Source organism: Bacillus sp. LJBS06, from assembly GCF_016924995.1.
GTDB classification, from domain to species: Bacteria; Bacillota; Bacilli; order Bacillales; family Bacillaceae; genus Bacillus; species Bacillus stercoris.
The window spans coordinates 532,351-557,933 of the sequence record NZ_CP070483.1 but is presented as its reverse complement, the minus strand read 5'-3'; the positions used below and the strand labels follow the sequence as shown (position 1 = coordinate 557,933).

At 36.0% G+C, this 25,583-nt stretch carries 27 protein-coding genes and 3 pseudogenes; 1 reads left to right on the top strand and 29 read right to left on the bottom strand.

Annotation, left to right across the window (positions count from 1 at the left end; translation table 11 throughout):
- Positions 1-120 precede the first annotated feature (120 nt).
- The 11 genes and pseudogenes from JQX68_RS21925 to JQX68_RS02845 all read right to left on the bottom strand — a co-directional run.
- Positions 121-204: pseudogene (locus JQX68_RS21925) on the bottom strand (hypothetical protein); the annotation flags it as partial.
- 98 nt (positions 205-302) lie between these two features.
- On the bottom strand, positions 303-488 hold the full coding sequence (locus JQX68_RS02885; protein WP_041521247.1) for a hypothetical protein: 186 nt from the start codon (positions 486-488) through the stop codon (positions 303-305).
- A gap of 394 nt (positions 489-882) precedes the next feature.
- Positions 883-1,571, bottom strand: a pseudogene (locus tag JQX68_RS02880) (hypothetical protein).
- Between the two features lie 24 nt (positions 1,572-1,595).
- The gene (locus tag JQX68_RS02875; protein WP_009966645.1) at positions 1,596-1,772 is read right to left on the bottom strand and encodes a hypothetical protein; all 177 of its coding nucleotides are present in this window, start codon (positions 1,770-1,772) and stop codon (positions 1,596-1,598) included.
- Between the two features lie 982 nt (positions 1,773-2,754).
- Positions 2,755-3,279, bottom strand: coding sequence for an NAD(P)H-dependent oxidoreductase (locus JQX68_RS02870; RefSeq protein ID WP_136654830.1), 525 nt, complete (start codon positions 3,277-3,279; stop codon positions 2,755-2,757).
- Positions 3,280-3,506: 227 nt separating this feature from the next.
- A pseudogene (locus JQX68_RS21920) lies at positions 3,507-3,756 on the bottom strand (hypothetical protein); the annotation flags it as partial.
- Positions 3,757-4,702: 946 nt separating this feature from the next.
- Complete coding sequence (arsC, locus tag JQX68_RS02865; protein WP_205440530.1) at positions 4,703-5,122, bottom strand: arsenate reductase (thioredoxin); 420 nt, start codon at positions 5,120-5,122, stop codon at positions 4,703-4,705.
- Positions 5,123-5,133: 11 nt separating this feature from the next.
- Positions 5,134-6,174, bottom strand: a complete 1,041-nt coding sequence (gene acr3, locus JQX68_RS02860; protein ID WP_088679301.1) for an arsenite efflux transporter Acr3 — start codon at positions 6,172-6,174, stop codon at positions 5,134-5,136.
- 20 nt (positions 6,175-6,194) lie between these two features.
- Positions 6,195-6,635 (bottom strand): ArsI/CadI family heavy metal resistance metalloenzyme, encoded by a 441-nt coding sequence (locus tag JQX68_RS02855; protein ID WP_088679302.1) that lies wholly within the window; start codon positions 6,633-6,635, stop codon positions 6,195-6,197.
- Between the two features lie 58 nt (positions 6,636-6,693).
- Positions 6,694-7,011, bottom strand: a complete 318-nt coding sequence (gene arsR / locus JQX68_RS02850) for an arsenical resistance operon transcriptional regulator ArsR (protein WP_141949618.1) — start codon at positions 7,009-7,011, stop codon at positions 6,694-6,696.
- A gap of 592 nt (positions 7,012-7,603) precedes the next feature.
- Positions 7,604-8,197, bottom strand: a complete 594-nt coding sequence (locus tag JQX68_RS02845) for a TetR/AcrR family transcriptional regulator (RefSeq protein ID WP_205440529.1) — start codon at positions 8,195-8,197, stop codon at positions 7,604-7,606.
- 157 nt (positions 8,198-8,354) lie between these two features.
- On the opposite strand from JQX68_RS02845, the gene JQX68_RS02840 reads away from it, so the two are divergent.
- Positions 8,355-9,350: an NADPH:quinone oxidoreductase family protein gene (locus tag JQX68_RS02840; protein ID WP_205440528.1), complete on the top strand. Its 996-nt coding sequence runs from the start codon at positions 8,355-8,357 to the stop codon at positions 9,348-9,350.
- A 614-nt stretch (positions 9,351-9,964) separates the two neighbouring features.
- Here the strand turns inward: JQX68_RS02840 and JQX68_RS02835 are convergent.
- From JQX68_RS02835 to JQX68_RS02750, 18 genes are all read right to left on the bottom strand, one after another.
- Entirely contained in the window at positions 9,965-11,140 is a 1,176-nt protein-coding gene (locus JQX68_RS02835; RefSeq protein WP_205440527.1) for a Rap family tetratricopeptide repeat protein, read from the bottom strand.
- A gap of 218 nt (positions 11,141-11,358) precedes the next feature.
- Positions 11,359-11,745, bottom strand: coding sequence for a cystatin-like fold lipoprotein (locus JQX68_RS02830; protein ID WP_369888457.1), 387 nt, complete (start codon positions 11,743-11,745; stop codon positions 11,359-11,361).
- Between the two features lie 62 nt (positions 11,746-11,807).
- Entirely contained in the window at positions 11,808-12,308 is a 501-nt protein-coding gene (locus JQX68_RS02825; protein ID WP_205440526.1) for a hypothetical protein, read from the bottom strand.
- Between the two features lie 14 nt (positions 12,309-12,322).
- Positions 12,323-13,312 carry a bifunctional lytic transglycosylase/C40 family peptidase gene (locus JQX68_RS02820; RefSeq protein WP_205440525.1) on the bottom strand — a complete coding sequence of 330 codons (990 nt, stop codon included), beginning with the start codon at positions 13,310-13,312 and terminating at the stop codon, positions 12,323-12,325.
- A complete protein-coding gene (locus JQX68_RS02815) occupies positions 13,309-15,750 on the bottom strand; it encodes a CD3337/EF1877 family mobilome membrane protein (protein ID WP_205440524.1) in 2,442 nt (813 codons plus the stop codon). The genes JQX68_RS02820 and JQX68_RS02815 overlap by 4 nt, the downstream gene beginning before the upstream one ends.
- Positions 15,751-15,753: 3 nt before the next feature.
- Positions 15,754-16,080, bottom strand: coding sequence for a YddF family protein (locus tag JQX68_RS02810; RefSeq protein WP_205440523.1), 327 nt, complete (start codon positions 16,078-16,080; stop codon positions 15,754-15,756).
- Between the two features lie 17 nt (positions 16,081-16,097).
- Positions 16,098-18,593: a VirB4-like ATPase ConE gene (gene conE, locus JQX68_RS02805; protein WP_205440522.1), complete on the bottom strand. Its 2,496-nt coding sequence runs from the start codon at positions 18,591-18,593 to the stop codon at positions 16,098-16,100.
- Positions 18,481-19,005, bottom strand: coding sequence for a conjugal transfer protein (locus tag JQX68_RS02800; protein WP_205440521.1), 525 nt, complete (start codon positions 19,003-19,005; stop codon positions 18,481-18,483). Before JQX68_RS02800 ends, conE begins: the two co-directional genes overlap by 113 nt.
- A gap of 12 nt (positions 19,006-19,017) precedes the next feature.
- The gene (gene conC, locus JQX68_RS02795) at positions 19,018-19,266 is read right to left on the bottom strand and encodes a transposon conjugation system subunit ConC (protein ID WP_014478915.1); all 249 of its coding nucleotides are present in this window, start codon (positions 19,264-19,266) and stop codon (positions 19,018-19,020) included.
- 11 nt (positions 19,267-19,277) lie between these two features.
- Positions 19,278-20,342 carry a conjugal transfer protein gene (locus JQX68_RS02790; protein ID WP_205440520.1) on the bottom strand — a complete coding sequence of 355 codons (1,065 nt, stop codon included), beginning with the start codon at positions 20,340-20,342 and terminating at the stop codon, positions 19,278-19,280.
- Entirely contained in the window at positions 20,332-20,640 is a 309-nt protein-coding gene (locus JQX68_RS02785; RefSeq protein ID WP_033882198.1) for a hypothetical protein, read from the bottom strand. The genes JQX68_RS02790 and JQX68_RS02785 overlap by 11 nt, the downstream gene beginning before the upstream one ends.
- 12 nt (positions 20,641-20,652) lie before the next feature.
- Positions 20,653-20,970 (bottom strand): hypothetical protein, encoded by a 318-nt coding sequence (locus JQX68_RS02780; protein WP_134991888.1) that lies wholly within the window; start codon positions 20,968-20,970, stop codon positions 20,653-20,655.
- A gap of 11 nt (positions 20,971-20,981) precedes the next feature.
- Entirely contained in the window at positions 20,982-21,248 is a 267-nt protein-coding gene (locus tag JQX68_RS02775; RefSeq protein ID WP_205440519.1) for a hypothetical protein, read from the bottom strand.
- A 129-nt stretch (positions 21,249-21,377) separates the two neighbouring features.
- On the bottom strand, positions 21,378-21,791 hold the full coding sequence (locus tag JQX68_RS02770) for an NUDIX hydrolase (RefSeq protein WP_205440518.1): 414 nt from the start codon (positions 21,789-21,791) through the stop codon (positions 21,378-21,380).
- A gap of 329 nt (positions 21,792-22,120) precedes the next feature.
- A complete protein-coding gene (gene nicK / locus JQX68_RS02765; protein WP_205440517.1) occupies positions 22,121-23,179 on the bottom strand; it encodes a DNA relaxase NicK in 1,059 nt (352 codons plus the stop codon).
- Positions 23,172-24,614 carry a DNA translocase FtsK gene (locus tag JQX68_RS02760; protein ID WP_205440642.1) on the bottom strand — a complete coding sequence of 481 codons (1,443 nt, stop codon included), beginning with the start codon at positions 24,612-24,614 and terminating at the stop codon, positions 23,172-23,174. The genes nicK and JQX68_RS02760 overlap by 8 nt, the downstream gene beginning before the upstream one ends.
- A 235-nt stretch (positions 24,615-24,849) precedes the next feature.
- A complete protein-coding gene (gene helP / locus JQX68_RS02755) occupies positions 24,850-25,230 on the bottom strand; it encodes a helicase processivity factor HelP (protein WP_167568834.1) in 381 nt (126 codons plus the stop codon).
- 43 nt (positions 25,231-25,273) lie between these two features.
- The gene (locus JQX68_RS02750) at positions 25,274-25,390 is read right to left on the bottom strand and encodes a hypothetical protein (protein WP_205440516.1); all 117 of its coding nucleotides are present in this window, start codon (positions 25,388-25,390) and stop codon (positions 25,274-25,276) included.
- Between the last annotated feature and the right edge of the window lie 193 nt (positions 25,391-25,583).

Genomic DNA, 25,583 nt, shown 5'->3' with positions numbered 1-25,583 from the left:
TAAGTTTTTATGATCCAATCTTTTCGATTTCCGTACTTCCAGTCTCCCACAATTTGAGACGGGCGAGTGCGATAAAGAGGAGTGTTTATCACATCCCTTTAATCTTTACGTAACGTTTCATCTTACTTCAATACTCATACGATAATATTCATCAGAAAGCATTAAATCTCCTTGTTCATGAAAATAATCAGCGACTTCAATTGATTATATAATCTGTAATCTCCAATTTGTTTCGTTTTTCAAGGAATAATAAAGAAGGATACTACATAATGTAACACCCTTCTTTCCCAACTTTATGACTTTTAATTTGCTTGCTGTGTTTGTTTTACTGGATCTTTGCTAAAAAGCCCAACAATGTTCCACAAGACAATTGCAGAAGCTATTATTAAACGAGTGGTACTGACTTCTTGGTTAGTTAATAATTTATAACAATATATTGATCCTAATGCAACTATGCAAAAAATATTGAACCATTTACTCCAACGCAATTAAAAAACTCCTTTTTAATAATTACATCTCCATACAATCTATCTACATTTATAATAGTACCAGTATTTTATTGAAAATATATAAAATTTTCCAATATCTAATCTTAAATCTTTCTTAACTCATTCTACAACTTTCACACTTGTTTCGTTGGCAAAATAAAAAGAAGACTACACGTTGTAACACCCTTTTTATGCTTTGACTTCCATATAAACTTTTGAGCTTGACATTCAACCGCCCGGCTAATATCTTGTTTTTTAGAATGTGCAGCGATACATAGAAAAACTAAATTAGCAAGAAAAAACATGTTATATCCAAGATTCCTCAGACCAGGGATTTTACTTCTGTATAATAAAAAATCACTTTGTCCTTTATAAAGACAAAGTGATTTTAAAATTAACTATTAGGTAAATCTACTTTTGCAGGAGTACTAGTCCAAGGTTTGCCCATTTTCTTTTTATGAGCTTTATCTTCAAAAAATTGAACTGTAGCATACTGATACCAGCTATCAGTCATTGCCCCTTTTTCATATAAATCATATTTATAATACGCATCAGGGATTTGTTCCTTAGCCCAATAAGAGAATAAAATTGTGGCAGCCTTACTTCCCCACCCTAAGCCAGGGACAATACCGACTAATGACATTGTAACTGATAACGCATTTTTAGCTGCTTTTGTATGCCCAGATAAAGTCCCCACATAATGGTATCCCTTTTTAGGTTTTGCAGCCTGTGTTGTGAATTCATTAGATTTGAAATTATTGTTTTCATAATTTGTTCTGTTAGCAACATTTTCATCATACTCAAAGTTTAAGCCTTTTTGTTCTATGCCATCGACTTTTACAGTGTGATCATTTCCGTTCATCTGACCTTTTTGTGAGATTCATTTCCACTCACATACTCAATTTCAACTAATTTCCCCTTCGATGAAATCTTTTCACTTTTCATTTTGTAATGTTGTGCTAGTTCTTTGTAAGAAGGGGTTGTCTTAGAGTCCTCCTTAGCAGAAGCGTAACCTGCAGGTAAAAGTGAGCCTAAAGTCAATGATGCAGCCATAACACAAGTAATAACTCTTTTCTTTCTCAATTAAAATCCTCCTTGTGTTACACCTTAAGAATCTGAATTACTAAATACTTGCTTAATTTTATAAGCAATTACAGCGAGGTATAAAATTGCAACAAACACTAAAACTCCAGTGCCATAATCAGTTTTTGCAACTAGAAAAAGACTTAACACACCGAAAATAATGTACATTACAATATCAAATATATTTTTCTTGTTGTTCATTTAAACTCCCCCGTTTAGCAATTGATTCCAGATGCATATTTGATTGCAGCACCAGTGTATTAAATACTTACAATTTTGTCCAATCCGAACTCTCTGGCAATATTACTTTAATCATATCGCAAAATAATTTTTTAAATTATTTTCAGCACACCTACTCTAACATGATTCTTTTTTGATTTACATAAAAAATCGAAAAATTGAGTCATTTTTACTTGGAGAATGACTGTGTGTAAATCTTAAAAAGGACTATTCATTCATTTTGAGAATTAGAGATACATACGCCAATCATTCAATTTCCATTAAAAACCTTTTCGAATTTATTAATAATATAAAGAGGTAATGAAAATGTTCAAAAAGAAAACAGTTAGACCAAAATTAACTGAACTTAATGCCAAAGGAACACCTTTCAATAATAAAAGTGATAAATTTATATCTTCCGTTCAATTACATGCTCTCTAAACCTGTTCTATGTAGGATATTGTTTTTTGAATTATTTGGTTTGGGGATACAGGGGAGTATCAAATATAATAAGTGGTTTTAAATAACTGGTGAGTATTGGTTTGCATGCGATCTTCCATAGTCGTTTTTCTGCATAAAAAAATAACACCAAAGATGGTTAAACCCTTGGTATTATAGGGGTGCGGCCGAGAGAACTTGAACCTTTAGAGGTTATTCACCCACTGGGCCCTCAACATAGTAAAAATATATCAAGTTACAAAAGCTTTTATTCAAAGCATCTGTTTATTTTATTTATACTTATCTTCATCATTTTCATGAATTTTGGCCACATAGAGAGCAAGGAGCTCTACATTTCATCAAGAAATATGTAGATTGCCCTGCTTTAATTAATTTTAAGTCCTCGCTCTATGCTCCCCTGAAATTAGTATTCGATGTAACTTTGAAATTAAGTTTATTAAAATCTATCACAAACCCTTATTTTCACAACACATCATTTGTTTCAGCTTCCCTCGCGAATATCGGATCAATGCTCAGCTTTAAGATAGTCAACCAATTTCTCCGCACTGTTCTTAACATCTGCTTCCGAAAGGTAAAGTGTCCCATATTGTGTAAATGCAGGAAGAAAACGCATTCCTACATAGTTAGCAGTGACTTGAAACGGTCTAGTAAGCTCGCTGATCGTGATATTATATTCTCCGCCTGCTTGATAATCAGATTCCTGTGCACCTAAGGAGATAGCTAAGAGTAGTTCTTTTCCATGCAATTTAGTTCCTCCAGTTCCATAAGCCCAGCCATGTGTTAACACATCATCTTCCCATTGTTTTAGTAATGCGGGACTGCTGTACCAATACATTGGGAACTGGAACACGATACGCTCATGATCTACCAGGAGCTGCTGCTCTTTTTCCACATCAATGATAAAATTAGGATATTCACCGTATAGGTCATGAACCGTAATGTCTTTCTCTTGCTTTAAACGATTCATCCAGGTCTTGTTAACAACAGACGTTTCCAAATTAGGGTGTATAACGATAACTAATGTTTTCATTTGACTGATTATCCTTTCTTCGCCGATTAGTTATTGCTTTTACGATAATGAATTGATTCTCATTTTAAAATAGCAACTTTATTTACAGCTATTTTATCCCTTTTTATGAATTCAGGGCAACTAATTGGTCACCAAAATCAATGATGACTTAAGACATTGTTTTGTAGAAATCCGATATAACAGAATAATCCTCTGAATAATCCCAGTAATATTCCCCATCTTTTTGGCTTTTTATCTGAACGAGAAGGGAATCCATAATCAAACCCTTTTTCGATTGTATGCTTCTTACTGTTTCATATCGCTATCTATGTCCGAGTAATTAAAAATGCTTTATTTTCCGAAGCGCTTGTTGTTGATTCTATATGGTTTAATTCCTTGATTTTTTTCTGTCAGAACTCCATTTTTATCCTTTAACTTTTCAATCTTATACGTTTGCTATCCATTCGTAAAAAATCCGGTCAGCAATATCAAGCCCATGTAATATATGTTTTCATATTTTCACTCCTAGTACATGAATTCATTTAAAAATATAATGAACCTACTTCAAATTAAGATTAACTGAGAACTTTATCTTTTTTCTTTCATAATGAAAAAAAGAACCTTTTTAGGCTCTTTTATTAGATATCATTCATTCTTTTTCTCACTTTCTTACTAAGCTTAAAGCCGAATCTATTTATATACTCTTCGTTTTTCACCATTATTTGATATGCCTCTATGATTGGCAAGGTACGAATCAAGATATAGACACCTACAGTTATCAAAACTACACAAACTGGATAGTAGGCAATTAAACCTGAGGCTATATGTTTTCTTTCAAGAAGAAACAAACTTTACTGCACTTTATTAAGAAACACTCTTGAATTCTCCGTATGAAAAAAAGCTAATTCACTTCATTATGAATTAGCTTTTTTGTACAATCAGGTCAGCAACATCAGCCATAAACACATCTAACATTTTTTTAGATGGCTTACTTTAGGTAAGTGGGCAGTTTGTGGGCAGTAGATTATTTAAAAATAAACACAAAAAAATACCAAGGTCGTCAAAACCCTTGGTATCATTGAGATGCGGCCGAGAGGACTTGAACCTCCACGGGTTATTCACCCACTAGGCCCTCAACATAGTAAATCCATAGCACTGGTTATGAAAGCTTGTTTTCATTACACTCTGTATATTCACTTTGCATCATTTCTATACGTTTATATGAAATATGGTTAAAAAATGGTGAGCTAAAACGATAAAGATACCAACCTATTGATTTAGTATCTTCATTCTTCACAGTACCTCAATAAAATGAGCACTGTTTTTAGGTTACTAAACCACTGAATATTTTTATGGTATTGCACGTGTTACTGGTGTCAAGTCGTATAGCTACACATTAATAAAAAAAGGACACATATAAATATGCATCCTTTAACAAAAGAGTTTATTTCCCTGTTTCTGCAAATTCCTTCAACCTATCCCCTATTTCATCACGAACTCTTTGGAAAAACGCCCATTTTTCTTCTTCTGTCCCTTGTGCTTTTGCTGGATCATCAAACCCCCAATGCTCACGTTTTACATGTGGAGGCGTGATCGGGCATTTATCAGCAGCATCACCACAAAGCGTAATAACTAAATCAGCATTGTTCAGAATATCAGAGTCGATGATATCTGACGTTTGATTAGAGATATCTATACCAACTTCTTTCATCGCTTTAACTGCATTCGGATTTAATCCATGTGCCTCTATCCCCGCGCTATATACTTTCCACTCATCACCTAAATATTGTTTAGCCCATCCTTCAGCCATTTGGCTTCGGCAAGAGTTCCCTGTACATAAAAAGTAAATAATTTTATTCTCCATATATTCCACCTCTACATCGAGTGACTTCGAAAGTATTTTCGTTGAAACCATAAAGCAACCTTAACAAGTGCTATCATGACCGGCACTTCTACAAGCGGACCAATTACGGCGGCAAATGCTGCACCCGAATGAATTCCAAACACACCAACAGCTACAGCAATCGCTAATTCAAAGTTATTGCTTCCTGCTGTAAAAGCTAAAGTAGTGGTTACAGCGTAGTTTGCCCCGATTTTCTTTCCTAAAAAGAAGGAAACAAAGAACATTAAAACAAAGTAAATCAATAATGGAATCGCAACTCGAACAACATCTAACGGCAAGCTAACAATTACATCACCTTTTAAGGAAAACATGACGATAATTGTAAATAGCAAAGCAATTAACGTAATTGGACTAATTTTAGGAATGAACACTTTTTCATACCATTCTTTCCCCTTCACTTTTACAAAAATATAACGTGTCACCATTCCTGCAATAAAAGGAACTCCAAGGTAAATGAATACTGATTTTGCGACTTCTGCCATCGTAATATTCACTACTGCTCCTTCCATCCCTAACCATTGCGGAATAACTGTTACAAAAATGTAAGCATAAACCGAGAAAAAAAGCATTTGGAAAATTGAGTTGAAAGCAACTAATCCTGCCGCGTATTCTGTATCACCTTTTGATAAGTCATTCCACACAATAACCATCGCAATACAGCGAGCCAATCCAATCATAATAAGTCCAATCATATACTCCGGTTTATCTGGCAAAAAGATGATAGCCAAAATAAACATGAGAGTCGGACCAATGATCCAGTTTTGCACTAAAGACAAAATTAATACTTTAATATCTTTAAATACCCGGCCGATTTCTTCATAGCGAACCTTTGCTAGTGGAGGATACATCATTAATATTAATCCAATTGCTAAAGGGATAGATGTAGTTCCAACTTGTAATTTGTTTAATCCGCCAACAAAGCCCGGAAATATAAAACCTAATCCTATCCCCAATGCCATCGCAAGAAAAATCCAGATGGTTAAATAACGGTCTAAAAATGATAAACGTTTCATTACTTATCCTCACCTTTTTATTAACAGCAAGAGTTCGTTTTACTATCGCTTGAAGGTGTTACACAACAAGAGGAGGAATCTTGTTTTTGAATCTCGCTGTTCGATTTGGTATAGAAAAACTCCCACTCGTTTCCATCTGGATCAGTAATCCAAAATTTATCTTGGACTGCATAACAACAAGTCGTGTCCATTTCTTCACGTGCAAAAAAACCTTCTTTTTCAAGCCTTTCCTTGTGTTTCAAAACTTCTTCCAAACTATCTACTTGGAATCCAAAATGATTCACTTGATTTCCCTTCACCTCATCTACGACATTTAAAGTGAAGTTCAGTCCAGGAGTCTCTAATAAAAACTTTGCATAGTCTGTTTTTACTTTTACAGCCTTTACTCCAAAAACTTTTTCATAAAAATTGATCGATTTCTCCAAACTTACAACATTTACCCCTACATGAACATATTTCATTTTAATTCCCCCTCTTATATATTAATCAAAAAAATTTGATTTAATGACTAAAAATTTTTTAACAGCAATCTCCTTCACCTTTTTTTCTAAATACACAACAAAGCTCTTCTGATAATAAACTATTTACTTCCTCATCATTTAAATCATAATAGCTCCATGTTCCCTTTGTCTCTTTCGTTATTAAGTTGGCATCTAATAAAATTTTAAGATGATAAGAAAGTTTAGATTGTGTCACCTCAAAAATCTCAGTCAGATCACAAACACAGGTTTTTCCCCTTTGACAAAGTTCATACATGATCTCTAATCGTTTCTGATCAGCAAGAGCCTTAAATTTTTGTTCATATTTCCGAAGTAGTTCTGATTTCGTCTCATCCATTCATATCGCCTACTTTAATCAACTTTTTTTGATGTATTTATTATACTCATGATTTTCAAATAAATGCAAGCAAATAAAATCAATTTTTTTGATTAATTATGAAACCCGCTAAAAGCTTGTGTAACCAGATAGAGGTTTTCTATTTTTAATATTTTCCTCCATCGCTACTACAACAAGGTTACAACTTGCTTTTGGTGCCATGTCATGAACTCCTAAAGGAGATAGTAATTCCAACAACAAAAAAAGATACCAATATGTTTTGGTATCTTCATCTAAATCGAGTCCCTCAACATAGTAAATCCGTATCACTGATTATGAAAGCTTGTTTTCATTACATTTCCTATTTTCATTTTCCATCATTTATATACGTTTATATGAATTATGGTTAAAAAATGGTGAGCTAAAACGATAAAGATACCAACCTGTTCATTTGGTATCCTCATTCTTCAAGTACCCTCAATAAATGTAAACCACTGAATATTTTTATGACATTGCATGTGTCAATGATGCTTCTTAATTAAGGGACATTTTCTGTTTTTAGATTCGTTATGTCTTTTTCTGTTACGTAAAGAATGGAGATAAACTAATAGAATTAAGTGAGCTTTAAATACTTCAAAAAGCTCTGATAACAAATCTCTTTATAATATTCATGTGAATTTATATCTTCACTCATTAGCCATTGAATGAGCAATCCATCTACAATAGATCGCATTGTTTTTGAAGCTTTTTCAACATCTATACTTTGGTCAAATACTCCTGTTTCCTGTCCAAAAATAATAATGTTAGATGTGATGCCCCAGCACTGTTGATAAAAGCTATGGTTAATTTTCCTGTACGTTTCATTTCGGGTTGCCTGAGACAAGAAATCTAAATAAACCTTGTAAAACTTTTCATTTTCCTCGGGAGAGACAAATATTGAATTTACATAAGCTTTCAACTTATCCAGTGGCGTAGATTCCGAATCCACTGCTTTCAATTCATGTTTATAAATTTTATTTGTAATCCACTCAAGTAGTTGAGAAAGGGTATCTTCCTTATTATCAAAGTAATAATGCACGACGCCCTTACTAACTCCTGCGTGATCAGCAATACTTTGTAGTGTAACTGAATTATAACCTTGTGTTGACACAGCTTGGAAAGCTGCCCTTAATATTTGATTCTTTCTTTCTTCTGCTTTTTTCTTCATAATAAACCTCCAGAAAGCTAACCTTCAATTAGTATACAACAGTTCATGAAATCCACACAAAATTATTCTGACCAGACAAAATAGTTTGACCGGTCAGAATAATTGTGTATACTTAAAGTGGTTTCACATCAAGATAGCATATTGGAGGATTTATAAAATGAAAGACGAATTCAAGGCTCTAGTTGTAAACAAAGTTGATGATGAATTTTCAATTAAAGTAAAGAATGTTTCTCCAGCGTTTTTACCAGAAAGTGATGTCCACATCCAAGTACACTACTCTGGAATTAACTACAAAGATGGACTTGCAGGGAACCCCAATGGGAAAATCGTAAGAAAATACCCATTTATACCGGGTATAGATTTAGCAGGTGTAGTCATTTCTTCTAATGATCCTCGCTTTAAAGAGGGGGATAAGGTGATTGCCACAAGTTATGATATAGGTGTTTCTCATTTTGGCGGTTTTAGCGAATATGCAAGTCTCCCTGGAGACTGGATTGTACCTTTACCTGATAATTTGACCCTCAAAGAAGCAATGATAGTAGGAACAGCTGGCTTCACAGCGGCACTATCTATTCAACGTCTAGAAGAAAATAACCTATCTCCCGAAAAAGGAAAAGTTCTGGTAACAGGAGCAACAGGTGGCGTTGGTAGTTTTGCTGTTTCATTCCTTAACTCTCTCGGGTATCAAGTAGAAGCTAGTACAGGTAAAGAATCAGAATATGATTACTTACGAAAACTTGGAGCTAGTACAATTATTTCACGGGATATGACCTATGGAGGGAAGGTTAAAGCCTTAGGATCACAAAAATGGGCGGCAGCTGTTGATCCTGTAGGCGGGGAACCTCTTGCCTCTATCTTAAGCCAAATTCAATATGGAGGTTCCGTTGCTGTTAGTGGATTAACAGCTGGAACAAAACTGCCAACTACTGTTTTTCCATTCATCTTAAGAGGTGTTAATTTACTTGGGATTGATTCTGTATATTGTCCAATGGAAACACGGTTAAAAACATGGCATCGTGTAGCAACAGATTTTAAACCATCTAGTTTAGAGGAATTTATTTCACAAGAAATTACTTTAGATCAACTTCCTAACGTTCTTCCTGAAATATTGGAAGGACAAGTAAGAGGGAGAACGGTTGTAAAAATAATTTGATTATTCATCAGTACTCATCAGTGGCTAAGGATAAAAATGTCTTAAAGGGATAGTAAAGAGATTTTTTCAACAGGAATTTCTTTACTTCTTATAACTCACTTTATGTTATTAGCAAAATACAAGGAGTTATTCCGCTATACCCGCACCAATTTTCCCAAACTGTCTTTCCTTACTACATCTATATTATTCTGTACCCTAAAATATGATTATATACACAGAAAAAACTCCCGGTTCCCAAGCCAGGAGTTTTTCTGTGGAGATAACAAAATTAAACTATTCGCGAAAAATTTAATCGAGGAGCCACCGAAAACACTTAAATTCCCGTTTAAATGCTTTACTCCTCTGAGCTCTGAGTATTTGTTCGCTATCAAAAACAAACACCCAACACAAGAATTAGGCAAAGATATTAAAAACCCGAAAGCTAGCTTAATACTTTTGCGAAACTTACATCTTTTTTTCGAATATGTGATAGCACTTTTAATATACATAAGGAAAACTTTTTTCCATAAGTTTGATCCAGTTTTTTTAGAGCAAATTATGCACCCACTCTATCCGCCGCAACTTGAATTGGCTCTTTCACAAAATCGTTGGTATGATTAACAAAAGATAAAACACTACTTAATATGACCACTGTAAAGAGAATCCGGCTGATTTTCATTTATAATCTCTCCTTTTTTTATTTCTTTTCTTGCCTTAATACTTATTCGATAATATTCATTCGAAAGATCAAGGTTCCCTCTTTCATGAAAAAATTCTGCAATTTCAATAGCATAGTTCTCAATATCTGCGTACATTTTTCTGGATTCAAGATACGCAAAAGCATCATTAATCAAATCATATTCACCATTTGTGAAGTAAAGTCCTTCTAAAATTTTAAACTTTGCACAGTATTCTTCATCTTGATTATTTTTTGCCACTAAACAACCTTTATCAAAATATACTGATGCTAAGTCATACTTCCCTTGTTTCGCCTTAATGTGTGTAAGATTAAACAATGTTTTAGTTATAAAGCTGTGACCGACATTTTCAAAAAGTTTCAACGCAGCTTTCAAATGAAAAACAGCTTGATCATACTTCTTCAGCTCATCATAACAAATGCCAATATTCATATGGGACATGGCAATTAAATGATCTATTCCAACTGATTCAGCAATTCTTAATGAATTATTAAATTCCTCCAATGCCCTTTCATAATCTAAAGAATCAATTAAATTTCCAGCAACAATATACTGACATCTTAAAGTTTGGACAGCATAAGAATCATATTGTCTAAAAATTTTCAAAGCCCTAGATGCATAATTTAATGAAAAATATGTTTGCTTCATATAGTAATAAACATGCGCTACCTTAAAAAAGAACTCAGCTCTTTCAATTTCATCCTCTACCTCGTACAATTTTGTTTCCGCAACTCTATAAGCACTTATTGCTGTTGTCAGGTTTTTTCTTCTGAATTCATACATTCCCATGAAAAAGTAATAGTAATACTCCAGCATTCCTGTCAATTGGCCTTGTAACTCTATCTCTTTAAGTGTTTCAAAAGAATTTTCTAAATTGTACAAATTTTTAGGTTTCATATAACTAAGCATTATTTCATGCCTAAACTCTAACAATTGATAATACAACAACGCATCCTGATTTTCTTCCATTATTTCGAGTTCTTTCTCTACTTCCTGCTTTATATTTTCAGCTTGTTCAACACGATCATTTTTAATCGCTGTATACCAAGCATTAAGTTTCCTTGTAACAAGATCATATGGAATTTTCCCCTTCGTCAAGAAAACCGGATTCACTAGTAAATTCCTCCATCCTTACTTAAAATTGTGCGAATATTTACATTAATTGTATTATGTCAGAACCACCTTAATTTTACAAAGATGAATTGCAAAAAGGTACATTATATCTACTCCTTTGCGGTTTTTTTGCGGTTACAGCAAGACTTTTGCGACTTGACGCCACATCACAGCAAAACTTTTATAAACAGAAAAAAAGAGGAGCAAACACAGTGTGTCTACTCCTCTAACTTTGTCTCTTCGCCTTTTGCTTCTTCATAGTCTGGTGTTTTCTTTGACAATCCCAATCTATCATTCTCTCCGTTTCCAGGCATGCTATCCATTTCTTCATATTTATCACCTAGTTTTTCAAAGTAATCATATGGTGAAAGTTCACGGGAATGATCTTCTGGAAGATAAAAAGCAACTTGAATATACTTTCCCCCATCATACACACGTATTAAAGCATTTTCTCTTGTATATATACTGGTATCAGCGCCCGATTCTTTTGCGCTTTTTTTGTCTAGATCAATAACTTCATTAATCGCATCATCATACTTATTGCCACCACATGCAGTTAAAACGAACATCATCATCAAACTAAGGAAAATAAAAAGGTTTTTCAAAATAAACATTCCCTCCTTTTTCAATTTTTAGTATAAACAAACAATTTAACCTTTTCCACCTTTTATCCATTTCCCTTGACCTGTACATTATCGACTAACCAACCATCTTTATCTTTTTTCATAGTCGTTTGAACAATCAACACTTGATTCGTAGTAACTGAATTCGCAGTAGTGGCAATTTCAACAACGTTTAAAAACAATTCATGGGATTCATCTAATGGTTTTGAATAACTCTCTAGTGAATGTAATTCACTTTGCACGCTGACTGTGTGCTTTTGATCTGAACGTGAAGGGAATGCATAATCAAACCCTTTTTCGGTTGTATAGTTCTTAACTGTTTCATATCGCTTATCTATGTCCGAGTAATTAAAAAATGCTTCAAAAAATGCTTTATTTTCCGAAGCGCTGCTTGTGGATTCTATATGGTTCAATTCCTTGATTTTTTCTGTCAGAACTTCATTTTTATCCTTCAACCTTTCAATCTTATACGTTTGCTGTCCATTCGTAAAAAATCCGGTCAGTAATATTAAACAAGCTGAAGCCCATACAATATGTGTTTTCATGTTTCCACTCCTAGTTATTTAATTCGTCCAAAAGATACAAGGTGATCTCTCCAATAACCAGATTTCAGATCAGAATATTGGATTCCACTGTCATTTGAATTAAACATTCTGCCATTGCCTACATAGATGCCAACGTGAGTAATGGCTTTTCCTTCGTATGTGCCGCCAAAGAACACCAAGTCACCCGCAGTCGCTTCTTTTTCACTTATTTTCTTTGTTGCCCCATGTTGTTCTTGTGCTGTTCTAGGAAGAGTGATTCCAGCTTTTGCAAAAGACCACTGAACAAGGCCAGAACAATCAAATCCAGTTTTCGGGTTTGAACCACCCCAGGCATACGGTTGCCCTTCATATTTCAGAGCTTCTTTCATGACCGTTTCATAGAAATCCATAGAACCATTCACAGGCTTTACATTTTTATCAGAGCCTTTTACATACCTCATGACATGGTCAACATAACTAGGGTCACCGTAGCTTTTCCAGCCCATTTTAAATGCTTGCAATCGGCTAAAATCAAGTGCCAATTTCTTTGTGTATTTCCCGCCATTCTTTTTGACATAGTCTATAAATCCAGAACCGAAGTTGTAAGCCTGTAAGGTTAAACGAACATCACCGCCAGCCTGTTTAAAAACCTTCTTAAAATGTTTAATACCGACTTCAATCGAGTATTCTGGGTCAGTTATGGAGTTGGGAGGTAAGCCGATACTTTCGGAACTTTGCATGATATCTAAAGAACGCCCACCACTTTCTTGCATGGTGAGCGCCATAATAATATTCACTTGGTCAAAAACACCTTCCTGACGGGCATACTTTTCAAATACAGCTCTAAATCGTTCGACTTCCGGTGCAATGCCAACCGTTTCATATTCGCCATCACCGCCGCCTATAAAATCGTCTCCAACTTGATATTCCCTTGAAATCGTCATAACCACTACGATACATAAAACAAAAAAGAAGATAAAAGGAGCCGAGAACACCAAAGGAAGAACTACCTTTTTACTTATCATCTTGTTCTTTCATCCCTTCTCAGTCGATCTTCAACTTTTGACGAGGTGCGCCTTCCAATATCATTTAAAGACACTTGTTCAAATGTATTTACGTTTTGTTCGGTTCGCTTAATCGTTTGTGATGAAGGCTGATTTTCTCTTAAAACAGTCTTACTTTCAGCAGGTGCATCCGTCTGTTTTTTCTCAGCACGAATACCATCTGAATGAACTTTTGCGGGTTCAGATGGTCTGGTTTTTCGTTCATTATTGACAACAGGTTGATTCTCTACTTTTGTAGGTTGAGAGCTTTCAAAGCCACTCTGTGGTTCAGATTGACTCATTATGACTTTTTGGTCTGAACGTTTGATGTCTGCTAATCTCTCTTGTGCTACAGGTTCACTTTTTGAAACAGAATCATCTTTCTGGACTTCAAAATCTTTTTGCATATCTGTTTCAGGATTCTGATTTTGTTTTTCATAAACATACGCTTTTTGATCAGTACGTTCTGTGTCTTTATCACTCTCTTGTAAGACTGGTGCTCGATTAGAAGCAATTTCTTCTTCATGTTGTAATGATGCATCGTCAGTTTGTTGCTGATTATCTGGCTGTTTAAGAAGCTGTTCAACATATTCTTTTTGATCTGTTCTAGCTGATTCATCCTTTTTATCCTGCAAGATAGGTGCTCGTTTGGATAAATCCTCATATCCTTCATTCAAAACATCTTTCAGCATAGGAGAGTTTATTCCGTCTTTTCTCAATCTGTCTAAATGGGATTGGTGTTTATTTTCTTTTGCATTTGCAAAGGGTTCTTTTTGTTTTTGTTGTTCTTTCAATAGAGTTTGAGGATTTCGCTTCAAGTTACGGTTGTTATGGCTAGCTATTCCGTTAGCAGTCTCTTTTTGCGGTGTTCTGGAAATAGCATGAGTATTATCATATCCCATAGCAGTCCCATTCGGTGAATTACCGCCGCCACTTGGAGCACCAGTTACGCCATCAGCATTCGAACCGTCTTTTCTTCCCCCAAAATGCTTTGTAAAGTCAGTAAATACGCCGCCTCCGTTCCCCCATACTCCACCTATTTTCTTTGCTTGTTCCCAAGCAGGCTGAACTATGTTTTGTCTCATGTTTTCCATCATATTATTATCAACTGAAACCACTTTTCCAGCAGTCACAAACTTGATAATGGCATCCCTCTTGTAAAAAGCAATCCACAAGATTGAGGCAAGGACAGCAACATTTAAAAGATACATTCCAAAACCATTTGGCGGTATTAACTTGTCAACGATAAAACAAGTCACGTACACAAACAAAACGATTACCCCTAACATTGCTTTCAGCAGGTAAACACTCCCTAAGCGTCCAAGCGTAACAAATCCCGAATAAGCTAATTGAGGAACGTACGCTAAGATGAAAGCAAATGGCACAAAGAATACAATCACTAAAGCGATAATTTGAAGCAAGAAATTAAAGAACGCTAATGCTAAAAATGGTATCCCAATGACAATAGAAGCGACTACAGCGATAAAAGACTCTCCAAGTTGAGTAAAAGCACTTCCAGCAGTCATAGGCTCATTATCATATTTTTCAATTTCAGTGTCCTTTATATATTTCTGTTTTGCTTTTTCTCCGTCTTCTGACAGCTTGTATGAAAGCAATTTATCGACCCTTGATAATTTCTCTTTCGAATCACCTTTTTCATTAATTTTTGCTTCACTTGTTTCTCCAAAATTCACGATTAAAAAAGGTTTCATTAAAGCCATGTCAAAGTAAAGGTTACGCATAACCGCAACTGTACCTTCCATTTCCTTACCTTTTTCAATCGCAGAACCGTCTGCAAAACTCCCTTCATTCTGAACAATACCAACCAATCCATTTCCCGCACTCAAAAGCTTTCCTTGTGCTTCTACAGACAAAGCGTTCAACGCTTTCATGTAATAACCAGCGTTTGACATCCAAAGCCCGCCGATCACCATGACACAAATAAATAGAATACTCCGCCGCATTGCTTCTTTTACGCTACCTCTCACACAGAACAGGTAGACAACATAGGCGCACGTAAAAATAAATAAAGCTTCACCGAAATTATTTTTCAGTGTTTTATAAACTGTTTTTGAGACGTTTGTAATAGAGTTTGCGAACTCATCAATTGGTTGCAAGTTATACAAAATATCCATTCCCGCATCAACCACACGGACAATGTTTCCTGCAAAAGAAAAAGTGACGTTTGTCAGTCCAACAAACGCCCCCTTGATTAAATCGTCAGATGCTTCATTATTCGCTTGATAGCGTGAGATAGGAAACCTTTTTACCTTCAATTCCACGCCGCCAGCTTTTTCAATTTTTGGCTGTGTCGTTGTATCTCCATCAGCCGAAATAACAGTGACACCTGAAGCAACAGTTAGAAACAACAACATGATAGCCGACACAATCAGTATCCTTTTCTTTTTCATTACAGCCACCTCCTAATCTAATCGAGTTAATAAATAAAATTGGTATCTGGCTTTCTCTAAGTCTCTTTGCGTTAACAGCACGTTTTCGGGATATCGTTCATACAGAGAGAAACAGATTGCTTTTTGATATTTCATATGTCTGAAAATCTTTCGGTTTTGTTCAATCTTGATGCCTAATAATTTTTGAAGAAACTGTGCCGTTGATTTATGCCCAATAAAACTTTTGTATCGTCCGTCATAATGTCTCAACCATTGTTTAACTTCGTCCAATGTGATTTTTTCTGCTTTATAAAAGCCTGGACTCGTGACAACAAGAGAGTTTAAGAAAGCAATTTCCATGTACGATTCAACCCCTTTTACAAATATTTTTCTTCCGCATATGCGACAGCTTTTTTCTCAACTGTTTTCAGAGCACCTTGCCATTCTTCGAATAGGCATTCAATTGAAATTTTGGAGGTACGGCCATAGTAATCTTTAAATAAGCATTGACCTTGGAACATGGATTCCATCATTTTTTTGTTTTCTTTTGTGACCTCCATATTCATCCACTTCAACACTTCTTCACGTTCGTTTGGTTCGTCAAAGGCGAAGGCAACACCAAAGTTTCCGGAATCTTCTTCTTTCAAAGCGTCTTTTGTGGATTGGGAAATGAAGTATTCCGCATTATTGTATGAACGACCAATCCGGCGCATTTGTCTTTCTACTTTTTTTCCTTGTTGTGACGTGGTAAATATCCACGCTTCGTCTATAAATTCAACTGTCTGTTCGTCTGGATTCATGCCGAATAGTTCACAGAACTTACCGAGTGCAAACATGACAGCACTAGACTTTAATTGTGATATGGTGTAGTTTTCAAGTCGCTCAGCATGATCCGGCAAATCCATATTTTCAACTTCTAAAATGGTGATTCGTTTTTCAAGAGACAATGCAGGGTTTGAACCATCATGAATACAAAGTTTCAAAATAGAGTCTGACACAACCTCATTTAAGTAGTCGCCAGCCTTTTGTACAGGTTCTTCCGGATGGTTCTGCATCTTACGAATAATATCAAGCGAGCCGACCTGTTCACCTTTTTGTTTTCCATCAATTACTTCTGACGTAGCACGAAGGAAAGCTGTGTTCACATCGTCTTTCCCTTTAAAGTCATATACTTGTTCAAAAATGACTTGAACTAGCTCTTTCGCTTTCATAGGAGGGAGAAAGGAGATAGGGTCAAGCGCTCCCCAGTTGTGCGTGTTTTCATGATCTAGTGTGATATAGTTGTATTTCTCTAAATGTGCAATATATAAGGGAAAGTTCTCTCGAATGTATTCATCATTCAAGACTCTTTGAATCCACTTTCTCATTTCCTTTTTAGGGTCTATATACAGAGATTTGATGTTTAACATGCTGATATAGTTAAAGATCAATTTTGCCAAATACGACTTGCCGTTTCCTGTATCCCCTGTGATCAAACAGTGGGGAGAACGTGTCTTTGAACCCTTTAACTGCTGATTCGCTAAGAAAGGGTGGAATAAGACAAAATCACGGCTGGACATAATGGCGCTTTCTAAATCGGTATGCTCTTGAAAACGATCAACCCAACCAAGGAAGAACCCGATTTTTGAACCAATATCAGAGTTAACAGCAAACAGACCTTCTGCCACGCCGTCTTGCGTTGTTTTTTGAATCCAGTTCTTATCGGTTATGTCTAACTTTTCACCAGGGAGCATCTTATAAAAAAGGTTCAGTTGATCAGCCACCGGAAGCCGACATGTAATGCCAGCGCCTTTTAAATGCCTTTTGACAATCGTTGCTTTCCCCACACATTCTTTTTTTGTCTTTCCATGAACGACTATCACAGAGAGCCAGTTCATGACGTGCACATCTTCTTTCTTTATTTCATCTTGTAAATGCCTTATCATTGTGGCACTTGTGACAGTGGAAACATCACTTCGATCACCTGTGCTTTGTTGTTCTTTTTGTTCTTCTTTCAATTGCTGTCTTTTGAGGTTGAGGGCAGGCTTGGTAATGGACTTTGATTCCGTTTGAATTTTCATCTGAACTTCAACAGGGAAGGGAAGAGACTGTGCTTCATAAAACAAATCACTTTCCGACATATTGTGAAGAAATTCGTCAATCACGACAAAAGCTGAATAGCCTTCATCTTGATCACTATGCAAATGCAATACTGATGGGTCAGTGGGGTCTATGATCGTGTTTGTAATAGAGCGAACATCCTTTATCTCACTTTCTTCATTCGTTTGGTGCTTTAACCCACGTACAAAGTGATAACGGTTAATGTATGTCATTTCTGTTTCTAAAAGCCGATCTCCGCGAACAGAAGCCATGATATTCGCTAGTGTTTCTTCGACTTCCTCATATTTTTCAAAAAAAGAGGTGGAAACATTTTGTTCCCACCCGAGCATTTTCACGACTGTATCAGTCGCTGTATTGAAAAAAGATAATATATTGTCTTTAAGTTCGACACTAATATTTACAAGACTGCTTTTCAGTTTCACACCTAAAATGAAGTCATACTTTGTCAGCCTTCCTAATCGCTGTTCTAACAGCCTTACCGTTTCTTCATTGTAGTAACGTGCCACATCCATTGCATCTGCCGCAATATCTGTTTCTAAATCCTTAAATCGTTTTTCTAATTCATACTCACTTGGATACATCATCAAGTGAAAATCCTCATAAGATGTAATTTCTTCAAAAAGATGCTGCCACTTCTTTTTATACGATTCAACTTTTTCTTTATTTTGCATAGGAATCGAATTGCTTTTTATTCGGTAGTACGCCCACACGTCGCCCGTTCTTGTTAACAGCAAATTCTTGTGTATTGCCTTCATAGGCGTTTTTAGTTTCATTCGAATAATCCACCACCTTCACAAGTTTTCGAAACTCAATTTGTTTTTCATTACTTAAATCAACCTTTCGGTCATTGCAAAACTTCTTTTGTGGAAGCTTGATGAAAAAGTAATACTTTGCAAAATCAATGAAGTATAAATAGATGTTTTTGCCTTCCGGCTTTATTTTCGTAACAAGCATTGTTAAAAAAATCGGTATTCCAAAAATCACGATGATGAAACTGTTATCAAAAGCGTGAGGAAAAATCATCCTCACGCCGTACCAGAACCCAAAGCATAGGCCAACAAAAATGAAATAGTTAATAGCCGGTATTAACTCAACTGCAAAGGGTAACGAATAATTTTCGGTTAATTGCTGAATTTTTTTCGGCTCTCTCATTGCCTTCCGATAGTTGAACACCAGACGCCCCATTCAGATGCCCCCTTACAATTTTTCCATTAGCGCATTGATCCAGCCGGAGAATTCTGACCAGTGTTTAATAACCCACGTTACCGCACTGCCAATACAGCAAACAAAGATAATGCCGCCCATTTTTAATCTCATAAGATTCTTTGCGGCTATGAACATGACCACAATCGTAATGAATTGGATAACAACATCTGACGCCCAACCTTTTACCCCTCCAAGTGTTGGAAGGTCTGCACCAAGAATAAAGAAATTCATGAAATCCATATTTAAACCTCCTATTGATGTTTGAGTTTATTTACATAAAACTGACCGCTGTTTTCCGTAATCTCTAGACTGAATTTTTCATTTACCGGAATGTCATTTTCTTTTTCCTTAAATCGAACAGCACAAAAAACCTCGAAACCTTTTTTCGTCTCGAAGATTTTTACTGACTGTACTTCCCCAAATAACAAGTTTCCTTCCAATGCTTCCGGCTTTTTCATCATATAAACCATTTCTTCTTTCTTTTCAGAAGCGTATTTCTCAAAGAAATTTTGAAGAAATGATTCGATAGATTCTTTTTTCTCGCCTGCATATTCGTCTCTAGTTTCTTCTTTGCCCTTAAAAGCAATATCGCCTTTCAAATCATAAATCTGGGTAAAGTAAGGGACGGCAGACAACGCAAAGGAATCATCTTTATTTGTGACTGGAATATTCAGCAACATTTGTTTTTCAGATTTCTCATTTGTTTTAACCTTTTCTTTCACCTTCTTTTTCTTCTTTCCGTCTTTGACTTCTTTTTCAACTTCCTTTTCTACAGGGTATAGATTTTCATATGTGACCTTATATTGAAAAAGGCTGTTTTTATCACCTTCTTTCACGTTATATAAGCTGTAATCTTTCAACTCTCGATCACCTTTTAAACCATCCACATTGAAGCGTTCTTCATCTTCAAAGTGGTTATCCTCCTGTTTCACCATGTAGCTTTCAAGGCTCTGTATACGTTTTTCAATAGATTCTTGATTGTTCTTCACATTCACATATTCATTGATGAACCCTGATAGAAAGTTTTCAGCAGCAGTCACCGAAATTTTTTGTTTATCGTCATTTGTTGGCTTATTGGCTTCATCTTTCATGTCATTAAGTTGAGAGCGAGTATTAATTGACAGAAGCACAGCAAGCAAGCAGATAAACAGCAAGCCACCGACACAAGACCACAATGTGACGGCTATCAGTTTCGACCTGTCACGAGGGACTTTCTGTTTGTCTTTTTCCGGTCTTTCAATTCGTTTCAGTTTTTGAAAGGCAGACCGAAAAAATGACTCTTCTTTTTTATCAGAGCCGATTTCTTTATTGAGCAACTTTTTCACACTCCTTCTGTTCAATTTGTTTCGTTCTTTCCAAGAAAGATAAAAAGGATGCTACACGATGTAACACCCTTTTTATGCTTTGATTCTCCATATAAACTTTTAAACTAGTCATTCGACCATCTGGCAAGTGTCTTGTCTTATAAAAGGTATAACGATACTCAGCAAAACCTTTAACTCGTTCGCCTTCGACAACCAACATACAGTCTCTGCTTAAACTTCTTACAAAGACTAAAGAGGGAATACCAACATTAAAGCCCAGTCTTTTGAAGTGATTATCAACCACAGACACTTGATCACCTCGTTATATTTGTCCTCCGTTTTTAAGATGGGTTTCTTCGTAATCTTTTCTTATAACATGAGGGTCATACATTACAAATTCGACAAGAACTCCTCCGTCATCTGATTCCGTTTCATTTTCTTCAAGGACTCTAAAGTGAAAATACAAGTTCGCAACCATATCCCCGCCGTTATCTTTTCTGACATGAATAATGATCATTTGATCATATCCCGATGACATTTCATCCCTTAATCTTTCGAGTACGTCATCCAACAAGTGTATATTAAGATGCCTTTCTAATGTGTTTATAAGGGAGGACTCATTTATAATCCTGTAATCCATATTTTCACCCCTCAGTGATAGTAGGATATTCCTTCAAATTCAACACTTCGTTCATCTGTCTCAGCGTCTTCACCCTCCAATATGTTGAAGGTGGCTTGAAGTTTAGCATTCACGTTATCTATAACCGCAAGAGTTTGGACTATGACTCTTTGAGCAACATCACTGTAAAAGACATCTTCCATCATTTTTTCAATTAATTCCTCAGCAATATCCAAACAGCCAAGAGACTCCAAGTCACTTTCCAATCGCGCCTGATTGAGAAGGTTAACGTATACCATCAAACCAACCTCCTTTGATTTTTAAGCAATAAAAAAACGCACTTTGATTTAGATAAATCAAAATACGAAATAATTAGTGATTATAGCTATTGATTTTTTTCACAGATAGTAACCGTTTCAAATTTTAATTCATATTGTTCCTTGATTGTTATACAGTGCATTTCCTTTCATAAGATTATTAATCCCTTCGGTGTAATAAGGCATCCGTTGACTTGCTTGTTCTATATCAACCCATTCTATTTTCAATATTTCTTCAGCATTTTTAATTAGCTCTGTTCCTCCTACAACGTTTGCTTCAAATGTAAAAAATATAGCGTGATGATTTCTCTTTAAAAATTTCGCTTCATTAACGGCTAGTATATTCCCTATTTCAACTTCTAGCCCTGTTTCTTCATATACTTCACGCATAGCAGCTTCTATTAGATTTTCATCAAGTTCAACTCTTCCACCTGGAAGTGACCAATGCCCCTCATGATTATCTACCATTAATATCTGATTAAGCTCATTTTTAATCAATGCATATACAACTTTGACTTCTTCCATGATAATCTCCTTTATAAATAAATTATAATTGTATGCCAAGTTTCTATATATTTACTATAAAGGATATAAGTATATCTAACAGCTATTTCTTTATCATCAAACTTAAATTCCCCCAAACAAAACTCATTAATCAAATCTAACCCCCTATTCCCCCGAATCATCGGGGGACTCCCTCGCCGGCAGGCAGGAACAAACGGTTGTTTGTTCAATGCCAAGAGGGTTTTGGTAGCGCTGAATATGTCAACTCCTTATCCTCACTTCGTTCCGGTACCGTTGACACATACGTTTAATCGCATCACCTGTGTTTATAAAGGTTTAGCAGCTTGTTTTTAAACGACCATATCATCAACATCAGCCATATACACATTTAACATTTTTTTATGTTTGTCTGCCAGTTCAGCTTCTGCAATCATATCTGACAGATCGGTTTTCCCTAAATGTTCATCAGCTTCAAGCACCATTTTCATAGTAGGAGCACAAGAGTTACGAAGCCAGTTTCTTGATTTCTGATAGAAGTCTTTTTGTGGTTTGACGTACAAAGGTAGTCTCCCAACATCACCTATAAAATCATACCAAAAAAGGCTCGTTTTCCAATGCTCTCTAGTGATGTTTTCATCAGCATCAACGAACCTTACATAGTTATTAATGATCTGCATAGCGATTAAGGTTAAATCCTTTGTTTTCAATAAAGCATCTATAGCCACTTGTGCACGTTCATTTTTAAGCCGCAATTCATAACGATTCCAATCGCCTAGTTCTTCTAACGGAATGTTATACTTTTCTGCTTGTTCATAGTTTTTCTCATAAAAGCAAAGGTACGCTTCTGACTTTTTAGAACCGAAATATATTGTCGTTCCGCCTGTAATTCCATCAGATAGATCAAAGGAGCCGTTGAAATCGGATTTTCTAAAACGTGAAATACATTCGCCCTTTTGGGCTTTCTTTAATAATTCCGGTATAGAAAAGTACGTCTTTTTATCATCAATCGCCAAATCAAAGCGAGTAAATGAACCGCCTTGTGCCATGCAATCTTGAAAGAAGTCGTACCATGTTTTCCTCCGGCATTCCAAGAAGGATTCAAATTGACGGCAACCTTGACCGGACATTTCTATCAAAACACCTCTGTTATCATCTGGCGCAGAATAAAAAACTTTGATATAGTCCAGTTCGTACGTGCCAACGTAGCCATAGAAACCAGATTGTTTCTCAGTCATAAAGTCTTTGCTAAGGTGAAGAACCTCTTCAATAATTCGGTCAACATCATGAGTTTTAAAAGAGACTCGAATATAGTCAACCATTGATACCAAAGGACTTTCAACGGTTTTATTTTCTTCTTTTACGATTACTACCCCCCTGTTAGCGTGGGGGGGTTGTTTTAGCTCATCCATTCGCTTCGCTCACTCCTTCGCCGCTGGCCGTCTGGTCGCTTACGCTGCCGCTGGCGACTGCCGTCGCCTGCGCTCCCTCGACTCCAACCAGCGCATTTTTAATAGATGACATAAAATCATATCCTTTCGGCACAATTGGACTGTAAAACTCTAATATTGAACCTGTGCCGACATAGGCATACCCTCGACCTTTCACGTCTTTTTCCATAAATGTTTTATCAACGTCACCGAACATCATCCCATAACCAGTATCAGACATATTGCCGAGGGCAACACGAAAACTAAATTGATCTCGTATCCCATCAGCTAGATATTTTGCATCTGGTCGCTGTGCCCCTAAAACAAGAAAATAACCAGCTTGACGACCCAACAAAACCAATTGTTTCATGTAGGATAAGGCTTCATTCCTTTCTTTCATATCCAGCAAATCCATAAATGCCACATATTCATCAAAGAAGATAAAGACAGGTTTTAGCCCTAAATAGGCATAGTTTTCACCAGTCTTGTAATTAGGCATTTTCTTCATTTCATCCATTCGTTCCATCATGCCATCAACCGACTTTCTCAGACACATAAGGATGCCATTTTTCTGCGAATAGACTCTTTTCGGGAGCACCTCTTCCAAGTCGGCTAAATCAGCATTTTTCGGGTCTAAGATTTTCACATCTGCCCCAAGTCCTACACACGCTTTTATGACGGTCAACATGAAATAGGTTTTCCCTCCGCCTGTGCTACCGGATATGAGCATGTGAGGTAATCTATCAAACTTCCATGAGACGTGTTTCATTAATGGCAGAACACCGTCTTTAGCGACTGCTTCATCTATAGATATACGATTCTTACTTACGTCATACAGTAACTTGAAACAGACAAATCCCTCTTCCATTTGCTTATCAACCAAGTCACAAAACAAGCCGTTTTCTAAATCCTTTCCTAAGTCTAGGAAGCGATTCTGAAAACGGCTCATATCCATAGCAATCCGTATATAGATGTGATTATTTTTAACTTGGTAATACATCCTCGGAAAATAAGTGATTTTTTCCCTTGTGCCTGTTTCATTAGAGAATAATTTTCTAACCTTCATCTGATCTTTTTCATAAAACTTGTTAGAGAAAATCATTCTTGCAAGCATCTGCCTGTGCTTTAACCTTTTAAAGGGTCCATTAAATGTTAAACAGGCAACATACACACTACCAATACCAATAGCCAATGAGCAGACCAAACTTTTAACGATCAAAGGTACATTCCATTCAAAGTGATGAATCACTTGAAATACATCAAAGTGAAGAAGTTGATATTTCCAAAAGAGAAACATAGATAACAAAAAAACAGGCACAAATATCATTGCGCCTGCTATTATTAAGTTATTCCTCATATACGGACGAATTCGTTTTCCTCTATACTTCCAAATCCTTTTCTGCAAGAAATCACTCATATTGATCATCAAAATTCATACCCCGATGATTTTTCTCTACAAGAGTGACAAAACATTTCCCACACATATCCTCTCGGTACTTCTTCTTGATAATACTCTACAGCATTGTCTTCATCAAAAGAATGACATTCGCCGAGTTCATTTGTAGGGATAACGACATTTTCAAAGTACACAGATTTAACGGTCTTCACTTCGTCATTACCTCCGTTTCCTTCAACATTAATATATCAACAAATTATTTCTTATCATTCCCGCCAGTTGCAACCGCAGGTTTCACAGAAGAACCGCCTTTTACAACAATATCATCAGCTTCAAGTTTCCACATCACATTGGCAAAGGTTGAATCCCTTTGACTAGTTGCCATAGCGCTAATTTTTGGGTTTTTCAACTCAATGTCAGCAAAAGGAGGGATTTCTTTTGCTCCAGCATACTCAGGAATAGTTACCTCAATTTGACCACCTTGCACAGCACTAGCAATGTTATAAACCCTAGATTCAAGCACGTCAGTACGCTTATTGTTTTCCCGATCATAAACATATCTTTCTTTGTTAAGTCCCATAAATTTCATATCTCCAAAAGTCATATTAATATCCGGTACAATAAAGTTTAAGTTCATTTTTCATATCCCCATTTCATTTTTTATTATTTTCAAAAGATCGTTAAATTTCGATTTTATATTTTGGATTCGCTCCGGTTCTGTATCCATCTTGGCGCTTATCAGTTGCTAACGACTTTACGCCCTCATGGCAACCTAGTAGGCTAATTATAGCCATCAAGCTGACTACAGCTATTCCGCACGCTTATTCTAGCCTGCTACAGCATTTAAAGTGATTGCTGTTCATCACTCAAATACTCACGCATGACTTTTCAGCAAGAATGCCGTATAATAAAAGTGTCTAGTTTTTATTGCCGGCGTTCTTGATGATTATTCGTCAAGGCGCTTTTTTTGTCTGTATGTAGTTTTCAAAG

Bases quoted from the DNA above. Each gene is read 5' to 3' on its own strand.
- JQX68_RS02875 (WP_009966645.1), bottom strand. From the start codon at position 1,772: ATGAACAACAAGAAAAATATATTTGATATTGTAATGTACATTATTTTC.
- JQX68_RS02870 (WP_136654830.1), bottom strand. From the start codon at position 3,279: ATGAAAACATTAGTTATCGTTATACACCCTAATTTGGAAACGTCTGTT.
- arsC (WP_205440530.1), bottom strand. From the start codon at position 5,122: ATGGAGAATAAAATTATTTACTTTTTATGTACAGGGAACTCTTGCCGA.
- acr3 (WP_088679301.1), bottom strand. From the start codon at position 6,174: ATGAAACGTTTATCATTTTTAGACCGTTATTTAACCATCTGGATTTTT.
- JQX68_RS02855 (WP_088679302.1), bottom strand. From the start codon at position 6,635: ATGAAATATGTTCATGTAGGGGTAAATGTTGTAAGTTTGGAGAAATCG.
- arsR (WP_141949618.1), bottom strand. From the start codon at position 7,011: ATGGATGAGACGAAATCAGAACTACTTCGGAAATATGAACAAAAATTT.
- JQX68_RS02845 (WP_205440529.1), bottom strand. From the start codon at position 8,197: ATGAAGAAAAAAGCAGAAGAAAGAAAGAATCAAATATTAAGGGCAGCT.
- JQX68_RS02840 (WP_205440528.1), top strand. From the start codon at position 8,355: ATGAAAGACGAATTCAAGGCTCTAGTTGTAAACAAAGTTGATGATGAA.
- JQX68_RS02825 (WP_205440526.1), bottom strand. From the start codon at position 12,308: ATGAAAACACATATTGTATGGGCTTCAGCTTGTTTAATATTACTGACC.
- JQX68_RS02820 (WP_205440525.1), bottom strand. From the start codon at position 13,312: ATGATAAGTAAAAAGGTAGTTCTTCCTTTGGTGTTCTCGGCTCCTTTT.
- JQX68_RS02810 (WP_205440523.1), bottom strand. From the start codon at position 16,080: ATGGAAATTGCTTTCTTAAACTCTCTTGTTGTCACGAGTCCAGGCTTT.
- conE (WP_205440522.1), bottom strand. From the start codon at position 18,593: ATGAAACTAAAAACGCCTATGAAGGCAATACACAAGAATTTGCTGTTA.
- JQX68_RS02800 (WP_205440521.1), bottom strand. From the start codon at position 19,005: ATGGGGCGTCTGGTGTTCAACTATCGGAAGGCAATGAGAGAGCCGAAA.
- conC (WP_014478915.1), bottom strand. From the start codon at position 19,266: ATGGATTTCATGAATTTCTTTATTCTTGGTGCAGACCTTCCAACACTT.
- JQX68_RS02780 (WP_134991888.1), bottom strand. From the start codon at position 20,970: ATGGATTACAGGATTATAAATGAGTCCTCCCTTATAAACACATTAGAA.
- JQX68_RS02775 (WP_205440519.1), bottom strand. From the start codon at position 21,248: ATGGTATACGTTAACCTTCTCAATCAGGCGCGATTGGAAAGTGACTTG.
- JQX68_RS02770 (WP_205440518.1), bottom strand. From the start codon at position 21,791: ATGGAAGAAGTCAAAGTTGTATATGCATTGATTAAAAATGAGCTTAAT.
- nicK (WP_205440517.1), bottom strand. From the start codon at position 23,179: ATGGATGAGCTAAAACAACCCCCCCACGCTAACAGGGGGGTAGTAATC.
- JQX68_RS02760 (WP_205440642.1), bottom strand. From the start codon at position 24,614: ATGAGTGATTTCTTGCAGAAAAGGATTTGGAAGTATAGAGGAAAACGA.
- helP (WP_167568834.1), bottom strand. From the start codon at position 25,230: ATGAACTTAAACTTTATTGTACCGGATATTAATATGACTTTTGGAGAT.